General features: G+C 55.6%; 18 protein-coding genes. 11 read left to right on the top strand and 7 right to left on the bottom strand.

The window, feature by feature from the left end:
- Positions 1–244: 244 nt before the first annotated feature.
- Positions 245–1,504, top strand: coding sequence for a Cdc6/Cdc18 family protein (locus D3261_RS09205; protein WP_120071640.1), 1,260 nt, complete (start codon positions 245–247; stop codon positions 1,502–1,504).
- 291 nt (positions 1,505–1,795) lie between these two features.
- On the opposite strand, the gene D3261_RS09200 is transcribed toward D3261_RS09205, so the two are convergent.
- Positions 1,796–4,777, bottom strand: a complete 2,982-nt coding sequence (locus D3261_RS09200) for a plasmid replication protein RepH (protein WP_120071638.1) — start codon at positions 4,775–4,777, stop codon at positions 1,796–1,798.
- A 1,388-nt stretch (positions 4,778–6,165) separates the two neighbouring features.
- On the opposite strand from D3261_RS09200, the gene D3261_RS09190 reads away from it, so the two are divergent.
- From D3261_RS09190 to D3261_RS09150, 9 genes are all read left to right on the top strand, one after another.
- Positions 6,166–6,507, top strand: coding sequence for a MarR family transcriptional regulator (locus D3261_RS09190; protein ID WP_120071634.1), 342 nt, complete (start codon positions 6,166–6,168; stop codon positions 6,505–6,507).
- Positions 6,508–7,285: 778 nt separating this feature from the next.
- On the top strand, positions 7,286–7,705 hold the full coding sequence (locus D3261_RS09185) for a helix-turn-helix domain-containing protein (RefSeq protein WP_120071632.1): 420 nt from the start codon (positions 7,286–7,288) through the stop codon (positions 7,703–7,705).
- A gap of 50 nt (positions 7,706–7,755) precedes the next feature.
- Positions 7,756–8,106 (top strand): hypothetical protein, encoded by a 351-nt coding sequence (locus tag D3261_RS09180; RefSeq protein WP_147464950.1) that lies wholly within the window; start codon positions 7,756–7,758, stop codon positions 8,104–8,106.
- 208 nt (positions 8,107–8,314) lie between these two features.
- Positions 8,315–8,623, top strand: a complete 309-nt coding sequence (locus D3261_RS09175; protein ID WP_233553952.1) for a hypothetical protein — start codon at positions 8,315–8,317, stop codon at positions 8,621–8,623.
- A gap of 91 nt (positions 8,624–8,714) precedes the next feature.
- A complete protein-coding gene (locus tag D3261_RS09170) occupies positions 8,715–9,557 on the top strand; it encodes a geranylgeranylglycerol-phosphate geranylgeranyltransferase (protein ID WP_120071626.1) in 843 nt (280 codons plus the stop codon).
- 112 nt (positions 9,558–9,669) lie between these two features.
- Positions 9,670–12,624 carry an N-6 DNA methylase gene (locus D3261_RS09165; protein WP_120071624.1) on the top strand — a complete coding sequence of 985 codons (2,955 nt, stop codon included), beginning with the start codon at positions 9,670–9,672 and terminating at the stop codon, positions 12,622–12,624.
- Between the two features lie 158 nt (positions 12,625–12,782).
- Positions 12,783–13,067 (top strand): hypothetical protein, encoded by a 285-nt coding sequence (locus D3261_RS09160; protein WP_120071622.1) that lies wholly within the window; start codon positions 12,783–12,785, stop codon positions 13,065–13,067.
- A 64-nt stretch (positions 13,068–13,131) separates the two neighbouring features.
- Positions 13,132–13,878, top strand: a complete 747-nt coding sequence (locus D3261_RS09155; RefSeq protein WP_120071664.1) for a helix-turn-helix domain-containing protein — start codon at positions 13,132–13,134, stop codon at positions 13,876–13,878.
- A 60-nt stretch (positions 13,879–13,938) separates the two neighbouring features.
- The gene (locus D3261_RS09150) at positions 13,939–16,290 is read left to right on the top strand and encodes a cation-translocating P-type ATPase (RefSeq protein ID WP_199693978.1); all 2,352 of its coding nucleotides are present in this window, start codon (positions 13,939–13,941) and stop codon (positions 16,288–16,290) included.
- A 703-nt stretch (positions 16,291–16,993) separates the two neighbouring features.
- On the opposite strand, the gene D3261_RS09145 is transcribed toward D3261_RS09150, so the two are convergent.
- Genes D3261_RS09145 through D3261_RS09135 form a run of 3 tightly spaced genes read right to left on the bottom strand, consistent with a single transcriptional unit; the run spans position 16,994 to position 19,034 of the window.
- Positions 16,994–17,461 carry a low molecular weight phosphatase family protein gene (locus D3261_RS09145; RefSeq protein ID WP_120071621.1) on the bottom strand — a complete coding sequence of 156 codons (468 nt, stop codon included), beginning with the start codon at positions 17,459–17,461 and terminating at the stop codon, positions 16,994–16,996.
- A 21-nt stretch (positions 17,462–17,482) separates the two neighbouring features.
- On the bottom strand, positions 17,483–18,643 hold the full coding sequence (arsB, locus tag D3261_RS09140; RefSeq protein WP_120071619.1) for an ACR3 family arsenite efflux transporter: 1,161 nt from the start codon (positions 18,641–18,643) through the stop codon (positions 17,483–17,485).
- Positions 18,636–19,034, bottom strand: coding sequence for a metalloregulator ArsR/SmtB family transcription factor (locus D3261_RS09135; RefSeq protein ID WP_120071617.1), 399 nt, complete (start codon positions 19,032–19,034; stop codon positions 18,636–18,638). Before D3261_RS09135 ends, arsB begins: the two co-directional genes overlap by 8 nt.
- A 138-nt stretch (positions 19,035–19,172) precedes the next feature.
- Between D3261_RS09135 and D3261_RS09130 the strand changes: the two genes are divergently transcribed.
- Entirely contained in the window at positions 19,173–19,592 is a 420-nt protein-coding gene (locus D3261_RS09130; protein ID WP_120071615.1) for a RidA family protein, read from the top strand.
- 337 nt (positions 19,593–19,929) lie between these two features.
- Here D3261_RS09130 and arsM read toward each other — a convergent pair whose 3' ends face one another.
- The 3 genes from arsM to D3261_RS09115 all read right to left on the bottom strand — a co-directional run bounded on the left by arsM (position 19,930) and on the right by D3261_RS09115 (position 22,325).
- Positions 19,930–20,820, bottom strand: coding sequence for an arsenite methyltransferase (arsM, locus tag D3261_RS09125; protein ID WP_120071613.1), 891 nt, complete (start codon positions 20,818–20,820; stop codon positions 19,930–19,932).
- 160 nt (positions 20,821–20,980) lie between these two features.
- Positions 20,981–21,940: a permease gene (locus D3261_RS09120; protein WP_120071611.1), complete on the bottom strand. Its 960-nt coding sequence runs from the start codon at positions 21,938–21,940 to the stop codon at positions 20,981–20,983.
- A 1-nt stretch (position 21,941) separates the two neighbouring features.
- Positions 21,942–22,325 carry a metalloregulator ArsR/SmtB family transcription factor gene (locus D3261_RS09115; protein WP_120071609.1) on the bottom strand — a complete coding sequence of 128 codons (384 nt, stop codon included), beginning with the start codon at positions 22,323–22,325 and terminating at the stop codon, positions 21,942–21,944.
- Positions 22,326–22,394 lie beyond the last annotated feature (69 nt).

Here is a 22,394-nt window from a genome sequence, read left to right as displayed (position 1 = left end):
TGAATCGGGTGAATAATCCGAATCCTTAGAAATTAGTATCGTAATAAATTTGTTGGTATGAGCAATTTTTGCTTACTCTTCTACTAGTGATAGCTAGAAGTCGAAGTCAGTGAAAACGGGGGGAGGGGGTATGGTATCCGCTGTAGGTAACCCCCTCTCTAATGCAATATCAACTGGATATTCTGGATAGTCAGTGAAAATTGGGTCGGTAGAACTAAGATACCACTCCACAACACACATCAGTATGCCTAATGATCCGATTCCTACTCCGGATCCAGCTGACTTAGAAGGAGATCCCCTTAACGACCAGAACACTTCTATCTTTGAACGTCGGGAACTCCTTCGGATAGGCCACGTTCCGGCCAGTGATCGAATTGTGGGTAGGAGTGAGGAAATTAACGCAGTAGAGTCTCTGCTTCGCCCCGGTGTTCACGGGACACCTCCTGGAAATGGGATTATCTATGGGAAAACAGGGTCTGGAAAGTCTTTGGTGGCACGTCACGTTACTGGGCGTGCTCAAGCTATAGCAAAATCGAATGATGTAGAATTCCGTTCAGCATATGTCGATTGTGAACAGTCGGATACAATTACTAGAGCGGCACGTTCCCTGGCTCAACAGGTAGAACGCCAATCTCCTGACAACACACATATTCCCGATACCGGGATTGGATCTTCCGAGTATATGAACTATCTGTATGAACTGATCGACAGTGCAGATGTATTCGTTGTGATTATAGATGAGATCGACAAACTAGATGGTGACGATATTCTATTCAAACTGAGTCGTGCTGAGGAATCGGGGAAAACTGATTGCTATATCGGAGTAGTTGCGATCAGCAATAAGATCGAATATTACGACCGTCTCGGTGAGAGAGTTAAATCCAGCTTTCAGGACGAAGAACTAGTTTTTCACCCTTACGATGCGGACCAACTACGAGACATTTTAGACAAGCGACGGGACGCCTTTGCTCCCGGAATATTAGAAGACGCCGTAATCCCAAAAGTAGCCGCTGTAGCTGCGCAAGAACATGGTGATGCTAGAAAGGCAATTGATATTCTATCATCTGCCGGTGAAGTAGCAAGCCGAAATGGAGATGAGTCCGTCACAGAGGCTCACGTGGATGTAGCCCAAGAATATGCAGCAGTTTCCCGTGTTCAGGAAATAATTAGCGGCTCAACACCTCAATCACGCTATGCACTCTTTGCATTGGCATATCTCCATACTACAAAGACTGCGGGAGGATTCTCGACCGGAGAGATTTATCGAGTATATGAAAGTGTATGTAGAAGTGAGGGTATGAATGTCTTAAGCCGCCAGCGAGTCCTCGAATTACTGAAAGAGTGGGCGTTCAATGATATAACTGAAAACAAATATACTGGAGGTGGAATGAGCGAAGGCAGCTATCGAGAGCATACTCTTCTTCACGACCCTGAAATCGTTCTTGACAACGTATTCGATTCTAATAAGAAAAAACAGGACGTCTACAGTAGCCTCCAAAATTAGAAACAACTAGTATCTAGCTATCAAGTTCATTGTGCTATCCAATGTATCTCTCTGGTTCCCCAAGTATGGATACTATCTACTTCAGTGAAAACGAGGGGTGTGAGATGCGGATATTCGCCATGAACAATATAGCAGCCGATTCAGTGAAAATGAGGGGTGCAAGGAGCAGCTACCCACTACGACCAGCCGAACAGCGGTTTCAGTGAAAACGAGGGGTGAGGGAAGCAATAATCGTGATCGGGTACATCGAATAGCTTCTTCAGTGAAAACGAGGGGTGGAAGAGAGCCACCTTAGCTCATGGTGAGCACCGCCTGGTCGGCCTCTCGATGAGTTGGATCGACTCCTAAACTAACAATCTTCTCGGCGACAATGTCACCGCTTGCAATCGCTGTATCACTTCCAAAGTCTACCAACCCGTAGTGAGTCATGAACCAGTGTCGCCAGCGTTCGAGTCGCGGCAGCGCATCGATCACGGCGTCGACGTCGACGGGGTTCGCGAAGAGTTCATAGTCAGGCTCAAACCCGAGATCGAGCGCTAGCTGGTAGAGTACGTCATCGACGCGAGAAGGCGGCGAGACGCCGCTCTCATCGTCGTCGACCCTCCGGGGAGTGTCAGTGCCCACGAGCGGCGACCACCACGGCATGACCCACGCTCGCCATTTCTTGTGCCCCCCATTCCCGACACTCTCCACGAGCCCGACCGCCGCGAGCTCCTTGAGGTTCCGATCGTAGGACCGACCAGAGATACCGGCCCGTTCGACGATTTCTGACCGCCCGAGCGGTTCGTCAGCGACGAGCAGCTCCTTCAGCGCCTTCTGCATCGTGAATTTCAGCGTCGGCATCAGGCGGTGAGCCGGGAGTTGTCTGATACCATAGGCGACGTCGGCGGTCGTGAGCGAGTCCGTCGACGAGCGCGCTTTCGCCATCGCGAGCAGCGCCTCAGCGAGCACGTACGGCGAGCACCGGCCCGGTTCATTCCCGAGCGTAGCGGTGGCGAGACGGATGATTTCACGGCACTGCTCTCGATCGACGTCGAACCCTTTGCGGTCGGCGTGGCGCTCGACGACGTTCCGCAGCGCCGCGTAGCTGTTCCCGTCGACGACCGGGATTTGGAGATGAACGCCGCGCTCGACACCCTCCCTGATCGTCTCGCGAATATCGTCCGCTTTCGTGGCGATCGCGCTCCGAATATCGTCCGTCATCGTCGAGGCGGTCGGCCCGGTGACGACCCAGGAGGCGGTCAGATCAGCGGTCGGGTTTGGGCCGAACTCGACGCTCATCCGGTGTTTCAGCTTATCCACCCGGTCTTCACAGAGGAGTCGATAGACCGAGTGGACGCCGTAGGCGGCGCTTTTGGGGACCGTGTGCCGCATGAAATCCAAGAATTGCTGGTAACGGCTTTCCCCTGCTCGCAGCTTCCGAGTATCGGGGATGCGGAGGTTGATCGTGACGTCGATCCCGAGGGCGTGGTACAGTTGGGTGACCGATGCGAGGAGGCCGTGGGCGTCCTTTGCGAGCTCGTTCCATTCGGTCGAGCCGCCGTCAGTCGCTCCGGGGAGCTTCGAGAGTATGAGGTCGCGAACCTGTCGATAGCGGTCAGAGAAGCCTTCGTAGGTGGCTTCGTCCTCGCCGAGCCACCCCATCTGAGAGCCGAGTCGGAGGACGTCTTTGATCGTATCGTGGAGTTCACCACCGTACAGTTCTTCGAGATCGCCGCCGAGCGCCGAGGGAGCCAGAACCTTCGACCACATCTTATTCGTCAGTAAGGCGCTTGTAACGCGAACCAGCGTGGGGAGGGGCCCGCCCCACTGACCGACGACGAGTACCTCATCCTCGAAACACGAGACGTAGGCAACTCGGCCATCGTCGAACGAGTCTATATCATCGTCGACGACCGTGACGCCCTCCGTTCGCTTCCCGGCCAGCAGGCGCTCGTGCATCTCCCAGCGATCGAGACGACCGTCAGGACCCGTGAGCCACGGCGTATAACCGTCCTCGTGCGCTTCGCCAGTATCGGCGAGCCATTCCTCGGCTGTCGGGGCGGTATCAGCGAGCGACGACGCACCAAGAGCGAAGCGGTCGGGGGTGGCGTTCACAGCGCCACGGTCGGCCGTAGCATCGCCGGGGGAAGGAGTGGGGCCATCCCCCGGTTCGGGACAACACACTATACCTGTTGTTGACTGTCGGGTGCCAGGATTGTCGGCCTGAAACTGGGTCTGCTGAGGGTGGACAGCCCGGTAATCGGGGCTGATGAGGCCCTGAGCAGCCTTTCCGCGCGACGTGAGAGACACACGGTTGTATTTCGGGCGGTCGTCGATCGCGAGCAGACCGTGTTTATCGGCGAGCTCGCGCGTGTATCGGTCGACCGCACCGGGAGAGAGGCCTATCTCGGTGTCGGCCTTGAGGTCCCGGACCTCTCGCTCATCGTCGGCGTCGAGGTTGTAGAGGAGGCGGAGCCGCCCACCACGGGGGTCGAACCCGCCCACGATCCCCCACGCAATCGAGAGGGCATCCGCACTCGGTGTATGGTCTACCTCTATAGAGGTCCCACCACGGGGTTCGGTAAGGTGATCGTCGTACCAGCCGGGATGCGCTCGCCGGAGATGATCGTCGAGTCGTGGCGAGAGAACGAGGCCGATGTTCAGGACCTCGGAGAGCATCGCAAGCGCGTCGAGCGCGTTGGTAGCGATCCGGCTGTCGACATCCGTCCAGGCGGCTTCGTCGAGCGAGAGCACGACCGAGGGAGTGTGATCGCCGGCGTCGAGCAGCGGGACGATCGTCTCGTCGAGGAGGCCAACGCCATTCGGCGCACCAGGATACTCTCGAGTCCCGACGCCGGTGACGACCTGCCGAGCCCAATTATAGATTTGATGCTTCGGCTCGCTGAGGTCGTCGACGACCACGCGACCGTAGGAGATCGCGAGCTTGGAGACGGCGCCGTTGAAGGGGTGGATCGGCACGCCGTCCTCGCCGGGGACCCCGACACCGTGTTTCCGCTGTAAACACTCGGTAGGGAACAGACGCGGCCGCTCGTCGCGAAGTATCCGAGGATCATAGTTGAGCGCGAGCTCGCGAACAGTACGCTCGACAGTCGGCACGAGCTCGTTGAGCAGGTCGGGCAGCCACTCGGAGTATTGCGGGCCGACATCATGCAAGACGATCGGATCACCGACGAGGCCACTGCTACCGGGCAAGAGGCGGGAGATACCCGCTTCGGCGGACCCGGTTTGGATGGAGGCTTCGCTATGGGAGTGGGATGTGCGCTGGCTCATGTATGAGCCCCGATAATCGCGCGCTGACGGTCGGGAAAACCGTCGTACCGACGACCCGTTTGCCCACCCAATTGCCGATAGCCTTGGCTGCTGAGGGGGCAAACTATATGGGCATCGGCCGTGTCAGAACGAGCAACGGTCGCAGTGTGAACGCGCCCAATTCCACGGAGGATACGGGCGCAGTGACCGCGCTCTGAAACGGGACAGTGGGAGTGGTGGTCCCCATCCCGTTTTCCTTCGGCGCTATGATTTCCTAGCTTATGCCAAATCCCGACACGGAGGCAGGGTATAAACTTAATCGACACACCCCCCTCTGTACCGGGGGCTCGCGCTCGATACCGCACCCAATCGCGGTGGCTCATGTTGAGCCGTCTACCATATCGATGAGACGAACCGGAACAGCGAGCGGATTTCCAGCCAATGTATGGATCGGGGTAGCGATCCAGTTGTCGAGGTTGTGGAGCCCATCACAGTCGACTACTGCATGGTAGGGTGCCGGCAGGAGGACGTCGTGCGCCTCGCAATAACATCCGAGCGTATGGACGGTTTCGCGCTCTGGCCGGGGCTCCTCCACTACCTCAGTAGGGAGATCGTGCTCACCAGCTGTTGGTCGGAGGTCAGCAGCGTCATCGTAGCCGTCGAGAGCCACGCAGTGCGGACAGCAGATCGCACCGTCCGATTCGCGCTCAACGGCAACCCGGACTTCAGTCATCGTTCGCTCCAAAGGTGGAATAGATGGACGGCACCGTTCCGGTCGGTGTTGATGAGCTCGATCGCGCCTCCGATGCACGAAGGGGACGATGAACGTCGGAAGCGTGCTGGTTCCGGCTTCGCACGACGGTTTTGACGTCCTCGGGGATCACTTCATCCGGGAAACAGTTGTCACAGGGGTCGAAAAACGCCAGTAGGCCCGCGGAAACAGTGCAGGTTTTCCAAGTAGTACTTCCTCGACTGGCATGGCAGTCGGGCTGTGGATCCCCTTTCGTGCTTGGGTCCTGTTGGTCGGAGCCTTTACAGTTGTCAGCGGCGTTATGTCGAGTGCTTCTCTGATCCATAGTTGGAATACCAGGGAAGCACGGAGGCATGGGCATCCGCCCGGTATCCATGTCGAGACGCCCGGCTGAACCGTTTCTGACGGAAATGCTTAAGCCGGGATGTGTGTGATTCGGACATGGCGTTCGGTGCGGAGGATGACCCGGCCAGGTATCCTGGTAAGACTCGCCGGCCGGTTCGCCCGCCTTTTCGGCGAACGAATCCGCGCTAGCAACAGCAATCGGTCGAAGTGCAATAAATCTATCCGTCCAATCGGTAGTCTATAGACTCTCAATTGTACCAAAGTATAAGCAAGGTCGGTGAGGCTAAGAGTGTATGAACGCACTACCTCGTGAATGGCTCCGCTTCCGCTTGACTGGATGATGCACGCGGATATTTACATCCTCAATCATATCGCGGAGCACGACGAGATCGAGCAGGGCGACATTATTCTCTCGCCACAGACAATCGGTGCTGCAACAGGCTATCGTCGTAGCTACGTCGCTGAGCGCGCTCGCGAATTGAAAAAGCATGGTCTACTCAGGGAACCGGACGACGATGAACTCCCTACTGACGTTTCTCCGCGAGGGCTGATGGCGATCACCAACCTCGGCCATCGGTATCTAAGCGGCGACCTCACCGACGAGGAGGTTGAACGCCTGTCTTCAATCGGCCAGCCACCTAACGGTGAAGAGTAACCATCATTGGAGACGATGTCGCCCTCGACGGGTGAACTTCGGTCTATAGACCGAGGTCTTCGGGGTCTGCACTTTCGAGCTCCCATGCTCGCGGCGGACGTTCGCCGGCAGGTGGCTCAGTAGGTGATTCATAGAGCCCGAACCTACGGAGGTACTTTCGAGCCGTGGTCGGTGAGCAACTAAAGATCCGGGCTGTGCCTTCAACCGTTCCGGCGCAGTTGTAGGCTGCTTCGAGCCGATCGGGATCGGTGTATGAGCCTTCGGCGTCCTTAGTAACGCTCATTTTAGTCTCTCCTCCGGTGGTCGACACTCGGGGTGTAATCACGATCATTCCAACGAGCTGATGAGAACTCGGAATGAACATCAGCCGTAGCTTTACGGTGTCGTCGGGTGTATTCGGTCGTGCGCTGTCTCATATTCCTGTGGGGCAGTGCGCCCACAAGCAACGGCGGGCTCTTTCCCGCCGCCTTCCTTCCAACCTACCATCACTTCGTAGACACCAGTCTCGGGAGACTCGTGGACGCTCACTTCCGAGGTTGCACTCAGAGAGCATAAATCATCGGATCTATCCAACCAATCGCATGTCCATATCCTACCAATCGTGCGTCTAAGGTTATTCAAACCTACACGATAATGACTAAAGCAAACCCACTAAAGCGCGCAAAATCGGTTTCTGGGCGCTCTATATGGTCCCCTGACAACTCCTATACGGCAGAACAGTCAATGTATTGGGGTGTGTGGATTACGGTTAAGGGTTCTCAGCAGAGGGTTATCCTGTATGCGCTCTCAGCTCTCCGATTCGGGCGGCGTCGACAACTCATCATATATTCGGCGGTTAGATTCACTCGCGAACGAAGACCCCGATACGCCTGGGCTCGCTGAGGCTATGACCACGGTTTGCGGCCTTCAACCGGGGGCGCTACGGACCTATATCGTGGTTCTCGACAACCCGCAGTCGACAGTAAGTGACCTTTCAGACCGCCTCGACAGCAGCTACACTAATGTCCACCGCCAGCTACGCGCTCTCCAAGAGTTGGAGTTAGTAAACCGCGAGCGGGCGATCCTTCCCTCGGGAGGTCACGAATACAGTTGGACCGCCCAACCGCTTGAGGAGACGAGACTGTGGCTACAGGATCAGTTCAGCGAATGGCGTGAGGCGGTTCTCGATCAGGCCCAAGAACTCGAACGGGCTGAATAGCGATGGCGTTTGTAAACCACCTGCGTTCGTTCGTAGATCGAGTCTGGGGTGTGGTCGGGTCTTCGTCTCCCCCACCGGCTGGGAGCGAGCTCGAACGCGGAACGATCGCGGTCGATCGCGATGGGGAGGGCAAAGAAATCTTCATCATGGGCCTTCGCGACGAGCGCGCCGATGAGTTCGTGATCCCCGGCACGGAGGAAACAGTCGCGAACTACAATCAAGAGTATCCGCCGACCGACCGCGTGATCGAAGTTCGATTCGCGGAGTCACTCGACGCCTACCTTAGCGAGTGGACCGTTGCCGAGGTTCTAGAGGCCGACGCCGACGAAACCCTCGACGCTGGCGATCCTTACTACTACCCTGAGAGCCGGCTCGAACCGATGGATACGAGCGATTCGTAAACTCAGTAGCCGGTTGTTGGGAGACGTCGCTCGCCGCGCAGCGCCGCGAGGTCGCACTATCTTACCAAACATTTAACGAGGTGTGGGTTCTTGTGTTAGGTAAGACCGGGCGACGACGCCGGTCCCGGAGAAACCTATGGCACACTCAGAGCGAACCCACGAATCCAACCGAATCGCAGACGGCGGCGAGCCCCAAGCGCCAGCGAGCGTGCCGAAATACGTTCGTGAGGGCGTCGAGGCACAGGACTCACCGACGCTTCGAGAAATCGCTGCGTGGTGTGAGGAGTTAGCTGACTATCGCGAGCAGCGCCCGATCGAGGTCGAGGACGAGGAGGAGCTTGTCGACGTTGAGAACGACGGCGGCGACGAATCGGCGGGTACAACGGTGATCAAGAAGGTTCCGTGTGGGAAAGAGAACTGTAGTACCTGTCCTCACGGGCCCTACGAATATCGAGTCCAGCGGGAGGGGAAGGATCTGAAATGGGAGTACATCGGTCCTATAGAGGGTGAATCCTAATCAAAGGGATCGTAGAGCGGAGACGTCAACGAACCGCCCCGAAGTAACCCGTTTCGAGGCGTTTATCCAACGGCCAGCGAGAGCGAGTGCAATGGCCGGTGAACGCGCCCGAGGACTCGTTGAGCTCACACGTGCGGGGAATTCTATCGCCGCCGGGTTTCTGACGTTCATCGGCGCGTTCGTCGCGACCGGATTCGACCATCCATTGATGATCGTCGCCGCAGTCGTCGCGACGATTCTGGCGACAGGGGCCGGGAACGCCATCAACGACTATTTCGACCGCGAGATCGACCGGATCAACCAGCCCGACCGGGCGATCCCGCGCGGCGCTGTCTCACCGCGAGAGGCCCTGTGGTTCAGCATTGTCCTATTCGCGCTCGCGGTAGTGCTCGTGCTCACGCTGCCGGTAGCAGCCATTGTGATCGCGGTCGTGAATCTGTTTGCGCTCGTCGCCTACACCAAGCTGTTCAAAGGGCTCCCTGGTGTCGGAAACGTGGTCGTGGGGTATCTCACTGGTAGTACGTTCCTGTTCGGCGCAGCGGCAGTCGGAGAGCTCGGTGGCGCGGTGCTCGTGCTGTTCGCGTTCGCGGGCCTCGCTACGGTCGCTCGCGAGATCGTCAAGGACGTCGAGGATGTTGGTGGCGACCGCGAGGAGGGGCTGAATACGCTCCCGATCGCCATTGGCGAGCGTCGGGCGCTGCTGGTCGCCCTGATCGTGCTCGCGCTTGCAGTAATCGCGAGCCCGCTTCCCTACCTTCGAGGGACATTCGGACTCGCCTACCTGGTCCTCGTGATTCCCTGTGATGCGTTGATGCTCTACAGCGCCCAGCGAGGCTTCAGCGACCCGACCGCCAGCCAGTCGTATCTGAAATATTCGATGTACCTGACGGCTGTGGTGTTTGTCGTCGGTCGTACTTCCGTTTTACTCGGCTAATTGGCTTCCTAATTCTCACTATTCGAAACTTAAGCAGTTAGGGTAGAACTGTCTTCTACCTATCACTTATATCTACAAAATCATTTATACAATAGTGGTGTAGCCATTGGTTATGAGCGAAGCGGATGTCCACTTCGAACTCTACCGTCATCTTCAGAATGCCATTGAAGCCAACCCCGACCGAGATGGTGTGACCTTTGGAACGGCTCGCCCAGAATACGGGGAAAACATGGAGGGATTTGCTGACATTGTGATTTTCGACGAAAATGGTGATTCTGTATTTGTCGTGGAAGCAAAGAAGCCCGGTGAACCAGGGAATCGTAGTATTGACCCATACTCACCAGATGTTATCCAGCAAGCTTTCGGATATGCAGGTCAGCTAGGAGCAGGATATTTCTGCACATTCAACGGTCAGAGACTGGTGATGTTTAATGCGTTTGAACGTGGACAAACTTTGCTCGAACGTTCAACAAAATCCTACGAAGGAATTACCGACTTAGCTGAATTTGCGGATTTCTTGTTGGACCAGGTTGCTGAAATGGAACGTGGTGAGGGTGAGTGGGATGCACTAGACGCAGCATTCATTGAGCGCGTTCGTAGTTTGCATGAATTTGTAGCACCTGCGATGAGCAGAAATCTCCGGGAGAGACTTAACGAGGACGAACATCTCCGATCCCGATTCAGTGAGTGGACCGATGATCAGGGCTTAGAATACACTGCTGAAGATACAGATGATGCAGAGAGGCGACACATTGAGCGAGAATTTGCTGCACAAGCCGCCTATTTGCTCATCAACAAAATCATCTTCTATCGTATTTTGGAAAGCTCCTCTGCATACGGTGACGAAGTAGAACCACTCGCGATCTCCATTCGTCGAGTGAAGGACGATTTGGAAGACTACTTCGACTTGATCGTTGAGGAAATCGATTTTGAGGCGGTCTTTACCCATGATGAAATCTTTGACGAGATCCCACTGAACGGGGCAGATTCCCGCATTCGAAACTTTGTGATTGAACTCGAAGATCAGGATCTCAGCCACGAAACAGATATTGCAGGTACACTCTACCAAGAGGTGATTCCTGAGAGTCGTCGACACTCGATGGGTGAGTATTACACTCCACCGGAAGTCACAGATCTAATAACACGTCTCACGATCGATGAACCGACGGACTACGTATTTGACCCAGCCTGTGGTAGTGGTGGCTTCCTGATTTCAGCTTATCACCGGCTAGATGAGATGGATGGCTTCGATCACGCGGATATTCTCTCCCAAATTGGGGGAGTGGATATTAACCGATTTCCAGCGCACCTTTCAGCTATCAACCTCACTGTTCAGGACTTAGAATCCTACACGAACGAAGTGAATATCGAAGTTTCTGATTTCTTCGATACTCGTCCAAACGACACTCGTCTCGGTCGACAGGCAGCATCTACCGAAGGGAGTAGCCAAGAATTCGCTGACGAGGGGTCAGAAGGTGGACTACAGGTCATCGACGAATTAGGTGGTGTAGATGCTCTTATTGGAAATCCACCATACATTAGGTCATCCAATATAGCTAATACAGACTCCATTCGAGAGCACCTCACCAATGTAGGAGTTGAAGCGGACTATCTGCCTGAAAATTCAGATATTTACGCATACTTCCTAACTCATGGAACCGAATTTCTCGCAGATGATGGCCGTCTAGGATTTATTACTAGTGATAGTTGGCTTCAAGTTCGATTTGGCGAGTCAGTACAGCAATTCTTGCTAGACAACTACGAAATTGAGGCAGTGGTTAAATTTGATCGTCAAGTGTTCGATGATGCTCTAGTCGGTTCTTGTGTTACAATCCTCCAGAAGCAGGAAGATGCGGAATCACGGGACTCAAACGTGGTAAAGTTCCTCCGCATAAAAGAGGAGATGGATATTCCAGATATAGTAGATCTGATTGAGGCAGATGAGGAGCCGGACCAAATGATTCGAACTGACATGTATCGTCTTGTGACACGGGAGCAGGCGGTTCTCTATGACGAACCAAAGTGGAGTATCTTTTTCCTTGCCCCACCTACCTACTTCGAGATCGTCGATACTGACGTGTCGACCCCGTTCGAGAACCTAGCTGATCAACATCGTGCGAATACAAGCGGGAAAAACACCTTCTTCCATGTCAGAGAGGATGTGGAAGAACTGGGGATTGGAGAGTACTTATCGCCACTAGCAAAAGCAAGTGGCCAGATCGATCGAATTCCTTTCACAGAATCAGATGCTGAGGAGTGGGGAATTCTGGACGTTCACGATTTAGTTGTAGAAGCGCTTAACGACACTTCTGTAGAGTTCGGGGAAGGAAATGAAGAACGAGTGAAAAAGTGGCTCAGAGAAAATGGACACACGGATTTGCTAGAATATATTGAATGGGGGGAAGACCGAAAGATGCACACCGGCGATACGTGCCAGAGTCGGGATGTATGGTTTGATCTGCAAGACTTAGACCGGACCAAAATTTTGATTCCCCGATTCACATGGCGCGTATTTCGTGTAATTTGGAATGAAGCAATGAGTTGCGCAAATGACCAGTTTTACAATGTGCATCCCAAGGAAGGTATTGATGAGAAAGCTCTGTGTGGTGTGTTGAATTCCCGGCTTATATGGATGTTCTATGAATTGCAAGGACGGACAGTTGGTGGCGAAGGAATGAATCGCACAGAAATCAAAGGATACGAGATTGATGATTTACCTATCCCGGATATTCGGAGTATGAGCGAAGAAGAGGTTCAGGAAATAGCCGATGCTTTTGATGCACTCATCAATCGAGAGAAGGAGATCGGTACTGAGGTTGAACCAGAAGACTGTGAAAGTGAGCGCAATCGACTGGATCGCGCTGTGCTCAACGCATGTGGGCTTGGTGATAGAGTAGACGAAATCCGTCACGCCGTAGAAGGGCTCGTTGCCATCCGAGAGAGCGGGGGTGGCGTGAACACGGAAGTACTCGTAGAACGAACAACCGGCAGTGATGAGGAGCCAGAAGTTATAGATCTTCCAGGTGTCTCCGAGGTTCGAGAAAGCACGACATTAGGTGACTTTTAGATCTTATATTTCTGATCACAGCAGAAGTCGGCTATCTAGTTTTCTCATGCATAGTTTCCATCGAATTTTCCTCGTGGGGATGAATTTCGAGTTGGATGAAATCCCCATCGACCTAGTTTCTATACCATTTATTCCCCGAGAGCGACGACCAGACGAATATGCCGGATCAACTGGACGACGGTGTGCGTGTGTGGCTGGTCGAACGGACATACTCCGACGACGAGCAGAACCTCATCATCCTCACCTACGCGACTCCCGACGGCGGCCAGTACTACCGGAAGGAGCGGGCACTGACTTCCTTCACCGACGTTCGGGACACCACGGCGGCCGTCAATGCTGACTCGGAGAATCTCGGCTCAGTTGATGATACCGATCTCCAAGAACAGTATGCCGCCGAAGCACAACGGATGCAAGAGACTCACGACCCCGACGACGTGATCTGACCCTACTAGTCGAATCCGGCGAGGACGAGCCATGTGTTATGTCTCCGGGTGGCTAGAGCAACCTATGCGCGAACTCGTCTTCGCTCTCGAATACGAGCCCGGGTGCAACAGGGTAGCAGACACCCTTGTTGACCATCCAGATGCTTCGATTCGTTCGCTCTCGCTGCACGCTACTGAGGAACGTCTCTGGCGTGTCGATCACGCCACGGGGTCACCCGACGCTCTCGCTGGCATCGAAAATGCCTTTCTCAACAGCGACTACTACGCCGACTGTCTCGCCACCGAGGACTGCGACGCTACTCAGAGTACACAGGTTCTCGACCATACCGACGACACACTCGTTCTCTACTCGTACTGGGAGCGCACTCCCCTCTGTTCGTCCATCCCCCACATCGCCCGCGATCATCTCGGTGACGGCTTGCTGTTCGATACGCACCACGAGAGTCGCCACTATACCTGGCGCATCATCCACTCCGGCGAGGGCGATGTGAGTGGGTTCTTCAACGAGCTTGAAACTGCCGTCGGCGACTGCGCGCGGATGGAGATGCTCCGAACGGCGGCCACCTCGACGGCGAGTAAGGGAGACGGCAGTCCAACTGAGTTGCCGCCAGAGCAGCAAGCAGCTCTCCAAGCCGCCGTCGAACACGGCTACTACGAATCACCGCGGGAGGTTGATGTAGCCGGACTGGCTGAGCATCTTGACGCGCCACGGTCGACGCTTACCTACCGACTCCGGCGGGCGGAGGAACACTTGGCGAAGCAGCACGTCGCTCGCACGCAGCTACCAGACGAGCTGTCGACGCCGCTCTGACCCTCCGGATTGGAATGTTCCAACTAACGCTTATCGAGTTGACTGCCCTATCTCACAGCGATGACCGAAACCGCAGACGCAGCGGGGCGGGAAAACAACGGTGAGCAGACACAAGAGTCGTCCGTCCGGCTCACCGTTCCAGAGATGGACTGCCCCTCCTGTGCGCAGAAAGTAGACAAGAGTCTCCAGCGCGTTGATGGGGTCACTGACACCACCCTGCAACCCACGACGGGCACGGCCACGGTGGACTATGATCCTAACCGTGCCGCCGAGGCCGACGTGGTTGCGGCCATCGAGGGCGCGGGCTATGAAGTGATTGGCGGCGAAGACGGTTCTGACGAAGAATCCGCCGATGGCATGGAAATTGCACCTCCGTCGGAGATCTGGACGAGTTCGCGCGCGATTAAGACGTGGATCGGAGCGGGGTTCGTCGTGTTCGGTCTCCTCTTTGAGTTCGTCCTCGCCGGACAGAATCCTGAGGTTGCGACCCTTCTCAACTATTCGCTCTCGCTCGCGGATGGGCTGTTTCTCGTCGCAATCATCGTCAGTGGGTATCCTGTCGTTCGTGGCGGGTACTACTCCGCGCGGAACCTGAGTCTCGACATCGACCTCCTGATGGGGACGGCGATCATCGCTGCCACCGGCATCGGCTACTTCGTTGAAGCCGCGACGCTTGCGGTCCTGTTCAGTGTCGCGGAACTCCTCGAAGACTACGCGATGGACAGGGCACGGAACTCGTTGCGTGAACTGATGGAACTCTCGCCCGACGAGGCCGCGGTCCGCCGCGACGGTGAAGAGGTGACCGTATCCGTCGAGGAAGTCGAGATCGGCGAAACCGTCGTCGTCCGTCCCGGCGAGAAGATTCCACTGGATGGCACGGTCATCGAGGGTGGGAGCGCGGTCGACCAGTCACCGATCACCGGCGAGAGCGTCCCCGTCGACAAGGCCGAAGGTGACGACGTGTACGCCGGCTCGATCAACGAGGAGGGCTATCTCGAAGTGGAGGTTACGTCAACGGCCGGGAACTCGACGCTCTCGAAGATCATCGGAATGGTACAGGGGGCCCAGGAAAAGAAAACGGAGAAAGAGCAGTTCGTCGACCGGTTTTCGGGCTACTACACGCCCGCGGTGGTCGTCTTGGCAATTCTCACTGCTGCTGTCCCGCCGCTCATGCTCGGGTGGCCGTGGCAGACATGGTTCATTCGCGGACTCACGCTGTTGGTGATCGCCTGTCCCTGCGCGTTCGTCATCTCGACGCCCGTTTCCGTGGTGTCGGGCATCACGAGCGCCGCGAAAAACGGCGTTCTCATCAAGGGCGGCAACCACCTCGAAGCGATGGGCGAGGTCGACGCCATCGCGCTGGACAAGACCGGGACGCTCACGAAAGGCGAGCTCGCCGTCACTGACGTCATTCCGTTCGGAAACCATAGCGAGTCAGATGTCCTCCGATACGGCGCGGGAGTGGAACAGCGAAGCGAACATCCGATTGCCGAGGCGGTCCTCACCCGTGCCGACGAGGGCGACGTGACTGACCTCCCAGCACCCTCTGACTTCGAGAGTCTGACTGGAAAGGGTATTCGAGCCACAATCGCCGGCGAGACGTACTTTGTGGGGAAGCCTGCACTGTTCGAGGAACTCGGCTTCGACCTTCCACAAGCTCGCCGCGCGACCGACGGTGGGGCCGTGTCAGAAGGGGTCACTGCGGACTCCGGTCTGGAGGAACAAGAGAAGGAGTACGCGGACCATGTACTCGCTGGGCTTGAGGAGGAGGGGCGAACGGTCGTCCTGGTGGGGACAGAAACGGACGTAGTGGGTGCCATCGCAATTGCGGATGAAGTACGTTCAACCTCGCAGCGTGCCGTTGAGCGCCTGCATGAGTTGGGCGTCGACCGCATCGTGATGCTCACGGGAGATAATGAGGGAACGGCCCGAGCCATTGCCGAGCAGGTCGGTGTCGACGAGTACCGCGCGGAACTTCTCCCTGATCAGAAGGTCGAGGCAATCGACGAACTGCGTGATGAGTACGGAGACGTTGCAATGGTTGGTGACGGAGTAAATGATGCACCGGCGCTTGCGACCGCGACTGTCGGCGTAGCGATGGGAGCTGCCGGAACGGATACGGCACTTGAGACGGCCGACATCGCGCTGATGGGTGACGATCTCTCGAAGCTCCCGTACCTGTACGAACTGTCACACAAGGCGGGGAGCGTGATTCAACAGAACATCTGGGCGAGTCTCGGTGTGAAGGCGCTACTTGCAATCGGTGTCCCGCTCGGTTACGTCAGCGTTGCAGTGGCCGTGGTCGTCGGCGATATGGGTATGAGTCTTGGGGTGACTGGAAACGCGATGCGACTCTCGCGGATTGTCCCCGACAGTCTATACAGTGGTGCTGATCGAGAGACAGAAGCATGAATGAATGGATCGCCATCGGCACGCTGGCGGTCGTACGCGCCCCTTGTAGGGAGCAAACCAGTTTCTGACCGTTGCCAAGCAGTTCTACGGTCTCGACCCTCCTGATTGAGGCCGATACTCTTCCGTGTTCTCCCGACTCGTGAGCGGCGGCACTGTTTAGCGACGCTTTATTTCGTCTCGTACTCGTCCGATTTCGAGATGCTAGCCCGAGACTGATCGGTGTTCGTTCACTACAGGCGGAATAGAGTCCAAACGAACGCTTGATTCGTGCATTGAGCAGCTACCTAGCCGACCTCAGTACCACCTGTAACAGCAGTTTTCGTGAGTTCTTGGGTGGGTTGGGTCATACCGTCTCACACGTCAATAGGACATATCTTAACCTGAACTCGGCTAGGACGATTCCTCATGCAGGAGCATATATGAAATTTAGCTGTTTGTGATTCTCATAATTATTCCCAATAGGTAAAATCCCTCTCTTAGACTTCAGTTAAGAGAGTGTGATTTTGTGAGATAGGCAAGAATTCTAAGAGCGACCGCGGAAGCTGCTCGTTACATAAGCAGTGGAACGAGCTTATTCCAACTGTAGGGAACAAACCCGGTCCCTGACACGAACCACCCAACGATGGATGCAATTGCATGGCGGAAGGCAGCAGGCTCCAACCTGCAGTTTTGAAAGTCCTGCTACGGGAAATCGTCGGCTATCTCATTTCGCGGTGGTGCTCAGTTGTGAGTCGTCGCTGAGCTCATCGAACAGATCCACCACACGCTGGTTAATGTCGTCTCGAATCGAGCGTACCGTATCGATGTCCTCGCCATGAGGATCGAGAAGGTTCCAGTCACGGATGTCAACCGTTGAATCATCCTCATCAACATCGAGCGTCGAACAACCCATCGTCGCCACGTACTCACAGGAACGAAGTTCCTTGCTCGTGATTTTGCGTGGCGTCTGCTCTGAGAGGTCGAATCCTTCCTCGCGCATGACTTCGATGACCTCCTCGTGAACGTGGTCCGCTGGACGGGTACCTCCAGTGAGAATTTCGACGGCGTCATCGAGGCCTCGGCGCTCGCGTTCGCGTTCGGCGAATGCGGTCGCCATCTGCGAGCGGCCAGCATTCTGGACACACATGAACGCGAGCCGAATCGTGTTTGTTGTGTCAGTAGTGGTGGACATTGGTTTTGGTTCGTGTGGTGGTTAGTCGTCAGTGGTCGCCTCGGATGGTGATGTGTCAAGGCTACCAGTTTCGGTCCCACTCCAGTCGAGCTTGCGCTGGAAATAGAGTGCAACGTGGACCAGTGCGAGCAAGACAGGCACCTCGATGAGCGGGCCAACGACGGTCGTGAAGGCGACGCCAGAGCCGACGCCGAACACCGCGACCGCGACCGCGATGGCGAGCTCGAAGTTGTTTGAAGCCGCTGTGAATCCGATTGCGGTCGTCGTCGAGTAGTCCGCACCGATTCCCTTCCCCATGCCGAAGCTCACGAAGAACATCACCACGAAGTAGATCGTCAGCGGCACGGCAATCAGGAGTACGTCGGCGGGTGCCGAGACGATGTTTTCGCCCTGCGTGGCGAACATCACGATGACGGTGAACAACAATGCGACCAGCGTCAGTGGGTCGATCTTCGGCACGAACTCCTCCTCGTACCATTCCTCACTCTTGACGTGCGTGCCAATATATCGGGTTAGAAAGCCGCCGACGAAGGGAATCCCGAGGAAGACCACGATGGCTTGGACTACCTGCATCGGCGTGATGTCGAAGGTGGTAATACCCGCAACGAGCGAGTCCATTCCCAGCAGCGGGGGCAAGAACAACCCGAAGAACCAGACGTAGACACCGTAGGTGACGATCTGGAAGAGACTATTGAACGCGACCAACCCAGTGACGTATTCGGGCGAGCCTTCGGCGAGTTCGTTCCAAACGAGAACCATCGCGATACACCGGGCCATGCCGATGAAGACGAGTCCGAGGAAGAACTCGGGGCGGGCTGGCAGACCGGGGACGAGTCCGCTGAAGAATATCACCGCAAGCCCGAACATAAGCGTCGGGCCGATGAGCCAGTTCTGGATGAGGCTCAGCCCGAGGACGCGCCAGTTGCTGAACACCGTCCGGAGCTGCGAGTAGTCCGCTTTCGCCAGCGGCGGGTACATCATCACTATGAGACCGATCTCCACGAGGTGGAGGTTCTGAATCGGTTGGGTCACCGATGGGGCGATGTAGCCCAATCCCACGCCAACGGCCATCGCGCCGAAGATCCAGACGGTGAGATACTTATCGAGGAAGTCCATCGAGCGCGGGTCTCCACACTGCGGACATGAGCAGTTCGGGCCGTGGTCGTGCTCGACGCTACTCACCGTTCACGCTCCCGTCAAGAACAGTCACAAGAGTGATAGCACGGTTAGTGGCTCGGTACTTCTTCCAGCGTCCGTCCTTGCGCCCGGTCACGAGCCCTGCATCGACAAGTGCCGAGAGCGCGTGACTGAGGCCGCTTTCACTCACGTCGACGACGGCCTGAAGCTCACAAACACAGAGTTCCTCACCAGCAGCCACAAGCACGCGAGCGAGCGTATAGCGCGTCTCATTAGCGAGTGCGGCAAGAACATCGAGTTCAGCGTTGACCTGTGACGATCCGAGTGCTCTTTCGAGCGTCCCGAGTTCATCGAGTCGTCGCTCAACGTCTTCAGTCCGACATTCCCCGAGTTCATCTTCGAGATATCGCTGAAGTCGCTCAGTCGCTTGTGCCATGAAAGTCAATTCAGTCCTAGCTCAATTAACTGTTCCGGTAGTAGCTACCAGTATCGTCATATCGCCACGATTCAATGTGTAGATCGGTTGTATAGGAAAAAGCGGAAGAGATTTACTTGACCAGAATCTAAACCAAATATGGAATCAAAGCAAGCCAATAGATCGGTGCCCAACCGGGCAAGCGATACCAGCCGAAAACAGCGTGATGGAGTGAATTTCACGGGTGCATTCGGAAGGAAGACCGGCGACTCGGACCTCCGTTTCATTGAGGGGCAACTTCCCGAACACGAAGGCCAGGTTGAAAGCGACGAATCGCCGGCCCAGCAGCTTGAACTCGCCTTACAGAACCTCGAAGCCAAGCTGCATCAGCGCGGGCAGGGGATGGACGACGTACTTCAGCTCACGCTGTATCTTACCGACATGGACGACTACGAATCGGTCAATGAGACCTACGAGCGATATTTCGAGGACACGTATCCAGCGCGCACGACCGTTGGAGCCTGCGAACTACTTGGTGGTGCCGCAGTCACCGTGGACGCAGTCGCCGCCCTTGAATAACACCGAACGAACTGCTACAGATACGAAGACGATTCCGGGAGCTCATAATCGAAATCATCAGGGCGGCGAAATCTGTGTTGCCACGGTGTATGAGAAGTGAAGATGGATGGTTGGCCAGTAGGGTGGCTTAGAGAATGAAGACATTGAACACGACACCAACGATATTACCCATTTCGAATATCCAATCCGTGCCAGAGGTCGGCTAGGCCGATTTGCTATGTTTATATATCTGTGTAATTTAGGCCACTAGCATAAATTTCGAACCGGGACGCGTATAACTAATCTTCCTCTCGGCTTTAGACATGAAACGAGGCACATCCCGTGTCGGTAGCGCCTACTAATTGGTCGGTTTATATCCTCTTATGGAAGCGGAGATGAGGTAATCGTCTAAGTCGCGGTCGTCACCCCACTCGCGGAAGAACTCTTGTGTTTCATCCACTGGTTCAATGTGAGGCTCTTGGAATCCCGACTCGGCAAGTAGATTCTCTAATTTATCGATTCGTGATGCGCCGCCGATACACTCTGCAATTGAGTCAAGATCTGCACGCAACTCGTCAGGAAGGTCAGCAGTCAAAACGACATCTGAAATAGCCAGTTTGCCACCGGGTTGAAGCACCCGATAGGCCTCTTCAAACACCTGTTGTTTGTCAGGTGACAGATTAATGACACAATTAGAGATAATGACGTCAATGGCTTCGTCACTCACGGGAAGATGTTCTATCTCGCCGAGTCGGAATTCAACGTTCTCAATGTCGTTTTCCTTACTGTTTTCGCGGGCTTTTTCGATCATCTCGGGAGTCATATCAATCCCAATAACGCTCCCGTCTGCACCGACCTCATCTGCGGCGAGGAAACAATCGAACCCTCCCCCAGAGCCGAGATCTAACACTTTCTTCCCCGGACTTAGGTTTGCGATGGCAGTTGGATTACCACATCCAAGCCCAAGGTTCGCATCGGATGGATCTGATTCAATCTCTTCGGAGCTATACCCGACCTGTTCTGCCCATGATGTTGAGGTTTCATCGTTTGTACAGCACCCAGTTAATGCCCCTGTGTCTGTATTGGAACTCGTTGGTGATCCCGTATCAGTACAGCAGTCAGTTGTTGCATCCGACTCACAACATTCTGTGTCATCAGATGCCACATCTGCGTATCGGTCGCGGACTGTTTCGTGCTGGTCATCATCGGTAAACGTCGAATCTTCCGGGGCTGTTGTATTTTCAGTCATTATTGGTTTTCTGCGTAGTATCGGCTTTTTCAGGGATTGTTTCTACGGGTACTCTACCGACCGTTGGTTCGATGGTCCGGGATCTGTTCTGGAATTCAGCGAGGTGGTCTCCTCTGCTATCAGGAGTTGAATGGTGGTATTAATGTCTCATATCTGATTGTTAGATGATGAAGAGGTTGAAAACTACACCAACGACGACACCGATTGCGACGACAGTGGTAGCGTAAACAACCAACAGCCGCCGCTTGAAGAGTTTGTTTAGCAGAATCAAATTCGGGATGCTGACACCAGCTCCGCCAACGACGAACGCGAGAACGGTCCCGATAGCGATCCCCTGTTCGCTGAGGGAGGCGGCGATAGGCAACATTCCGCTGAGGCTGACGTAGACCGGCGCACCGGCGAGTGCAGCCAGCGGCACGGCTAGGGGGTTCTCAGGCCCGAGGACGGTCTGAAGCACGTCAACTGGAACGACGCCATGAATCAGTGCCCCAATCACCATTCCGAGAATCAGATATGGAAGAGTATCGACGAAGAACGACCATGCATCACGTGCGGCACTCTCGACGTGCTGTCTGTGGGTTTGTTCGATCGGCGTCGTTCCTCCAGCACAGCAATCGACCGTCCCGCCGTCCGCTGCGACGGCTTGATTAGCATCGTCAGTGATACGGACCTCCTTGACGTGCTCGGTCAATCCCAGCCGTCCGATCACGAGTCCACCGACGACAGCCGCGACGAACGTCATGACGATGTACCAGACCGTCACCTCGATGCCGAACAGACCGACGAGCAACAACACGGCGATCTCGTTGACGAGTGGTGAGGCCAACAGAAACGAAAACGCGAGTCCGAGCGGCGCGCCTGCCTGAAGCAATCCGGCCAGCACGGGCACCGTTGAGCACGAACAGAACGGTGTTACCGCCCCCAGTCCGGCGGCAGCGACGTTCCCCGAACCCTCATCGTGACCGCGAAGCTTCCGTTCGACTTTCTCTGGTGGGAGATACTCCTGTGCGAGTCCTACGAGGAACGATGCTCCGATGAACAGTGGAACGAGGAGGACCACGAGATGAACGAAGTAGTTCCACGAGTCGATGAGGCCGCTTTCGAGTCCCGCCGGAAGCATCTCAGGCATCCCCCCGAATAGCGCGGGCGAGGTCGAGCAGTTCAAGGGCTGCCGTATCGGCGATGCGGTAGTAGCTCCACTTGCCTTTCTTGCGGGATTTGACCAACCCTGCCTTCTTCAACTTCCGGAGATGCGTGGCGACCGTTGACTGCGGTGCATCGAGTACGATCTGCAATTCACAGCCACAGCACTCGGACTCGCGGAGTGTTTCGAGAACACGGAGGCGGTCTTCGTTAGCGAGCGCTTTGAAGACGGCTTCTTGACCGGCAACATCTCGCTCGGGTGGGCGCGAGTCCCGGAGGGCGGCAATTCGTGTCTCCGGGTCGTCGTACAGTCGGTCAAGGGCGTTGTAGGCTTCGTCGAGTGGTGATTCTGTTTGAGACATATCGTACCTTTGCGTTTTGTATCTATTCGCAGCAGTTCTTCGATTCGGTTTCAGGTGGGTTCTGTGAGA

Source organism: Halococcus sp. IIIV-5B, assembly GCF_003602035.1.
Lineage (GTDB): Archaea > Halobacteriota > Halobacteria > Halobacteriales > Halococcaceae > Halococcus > Halococcus salsus.
The sequence above is the reverse complement of the archived record's forward strand: the minus strand, read 5'-3'. Positions and strand labels throughout refer to the sequence as shown.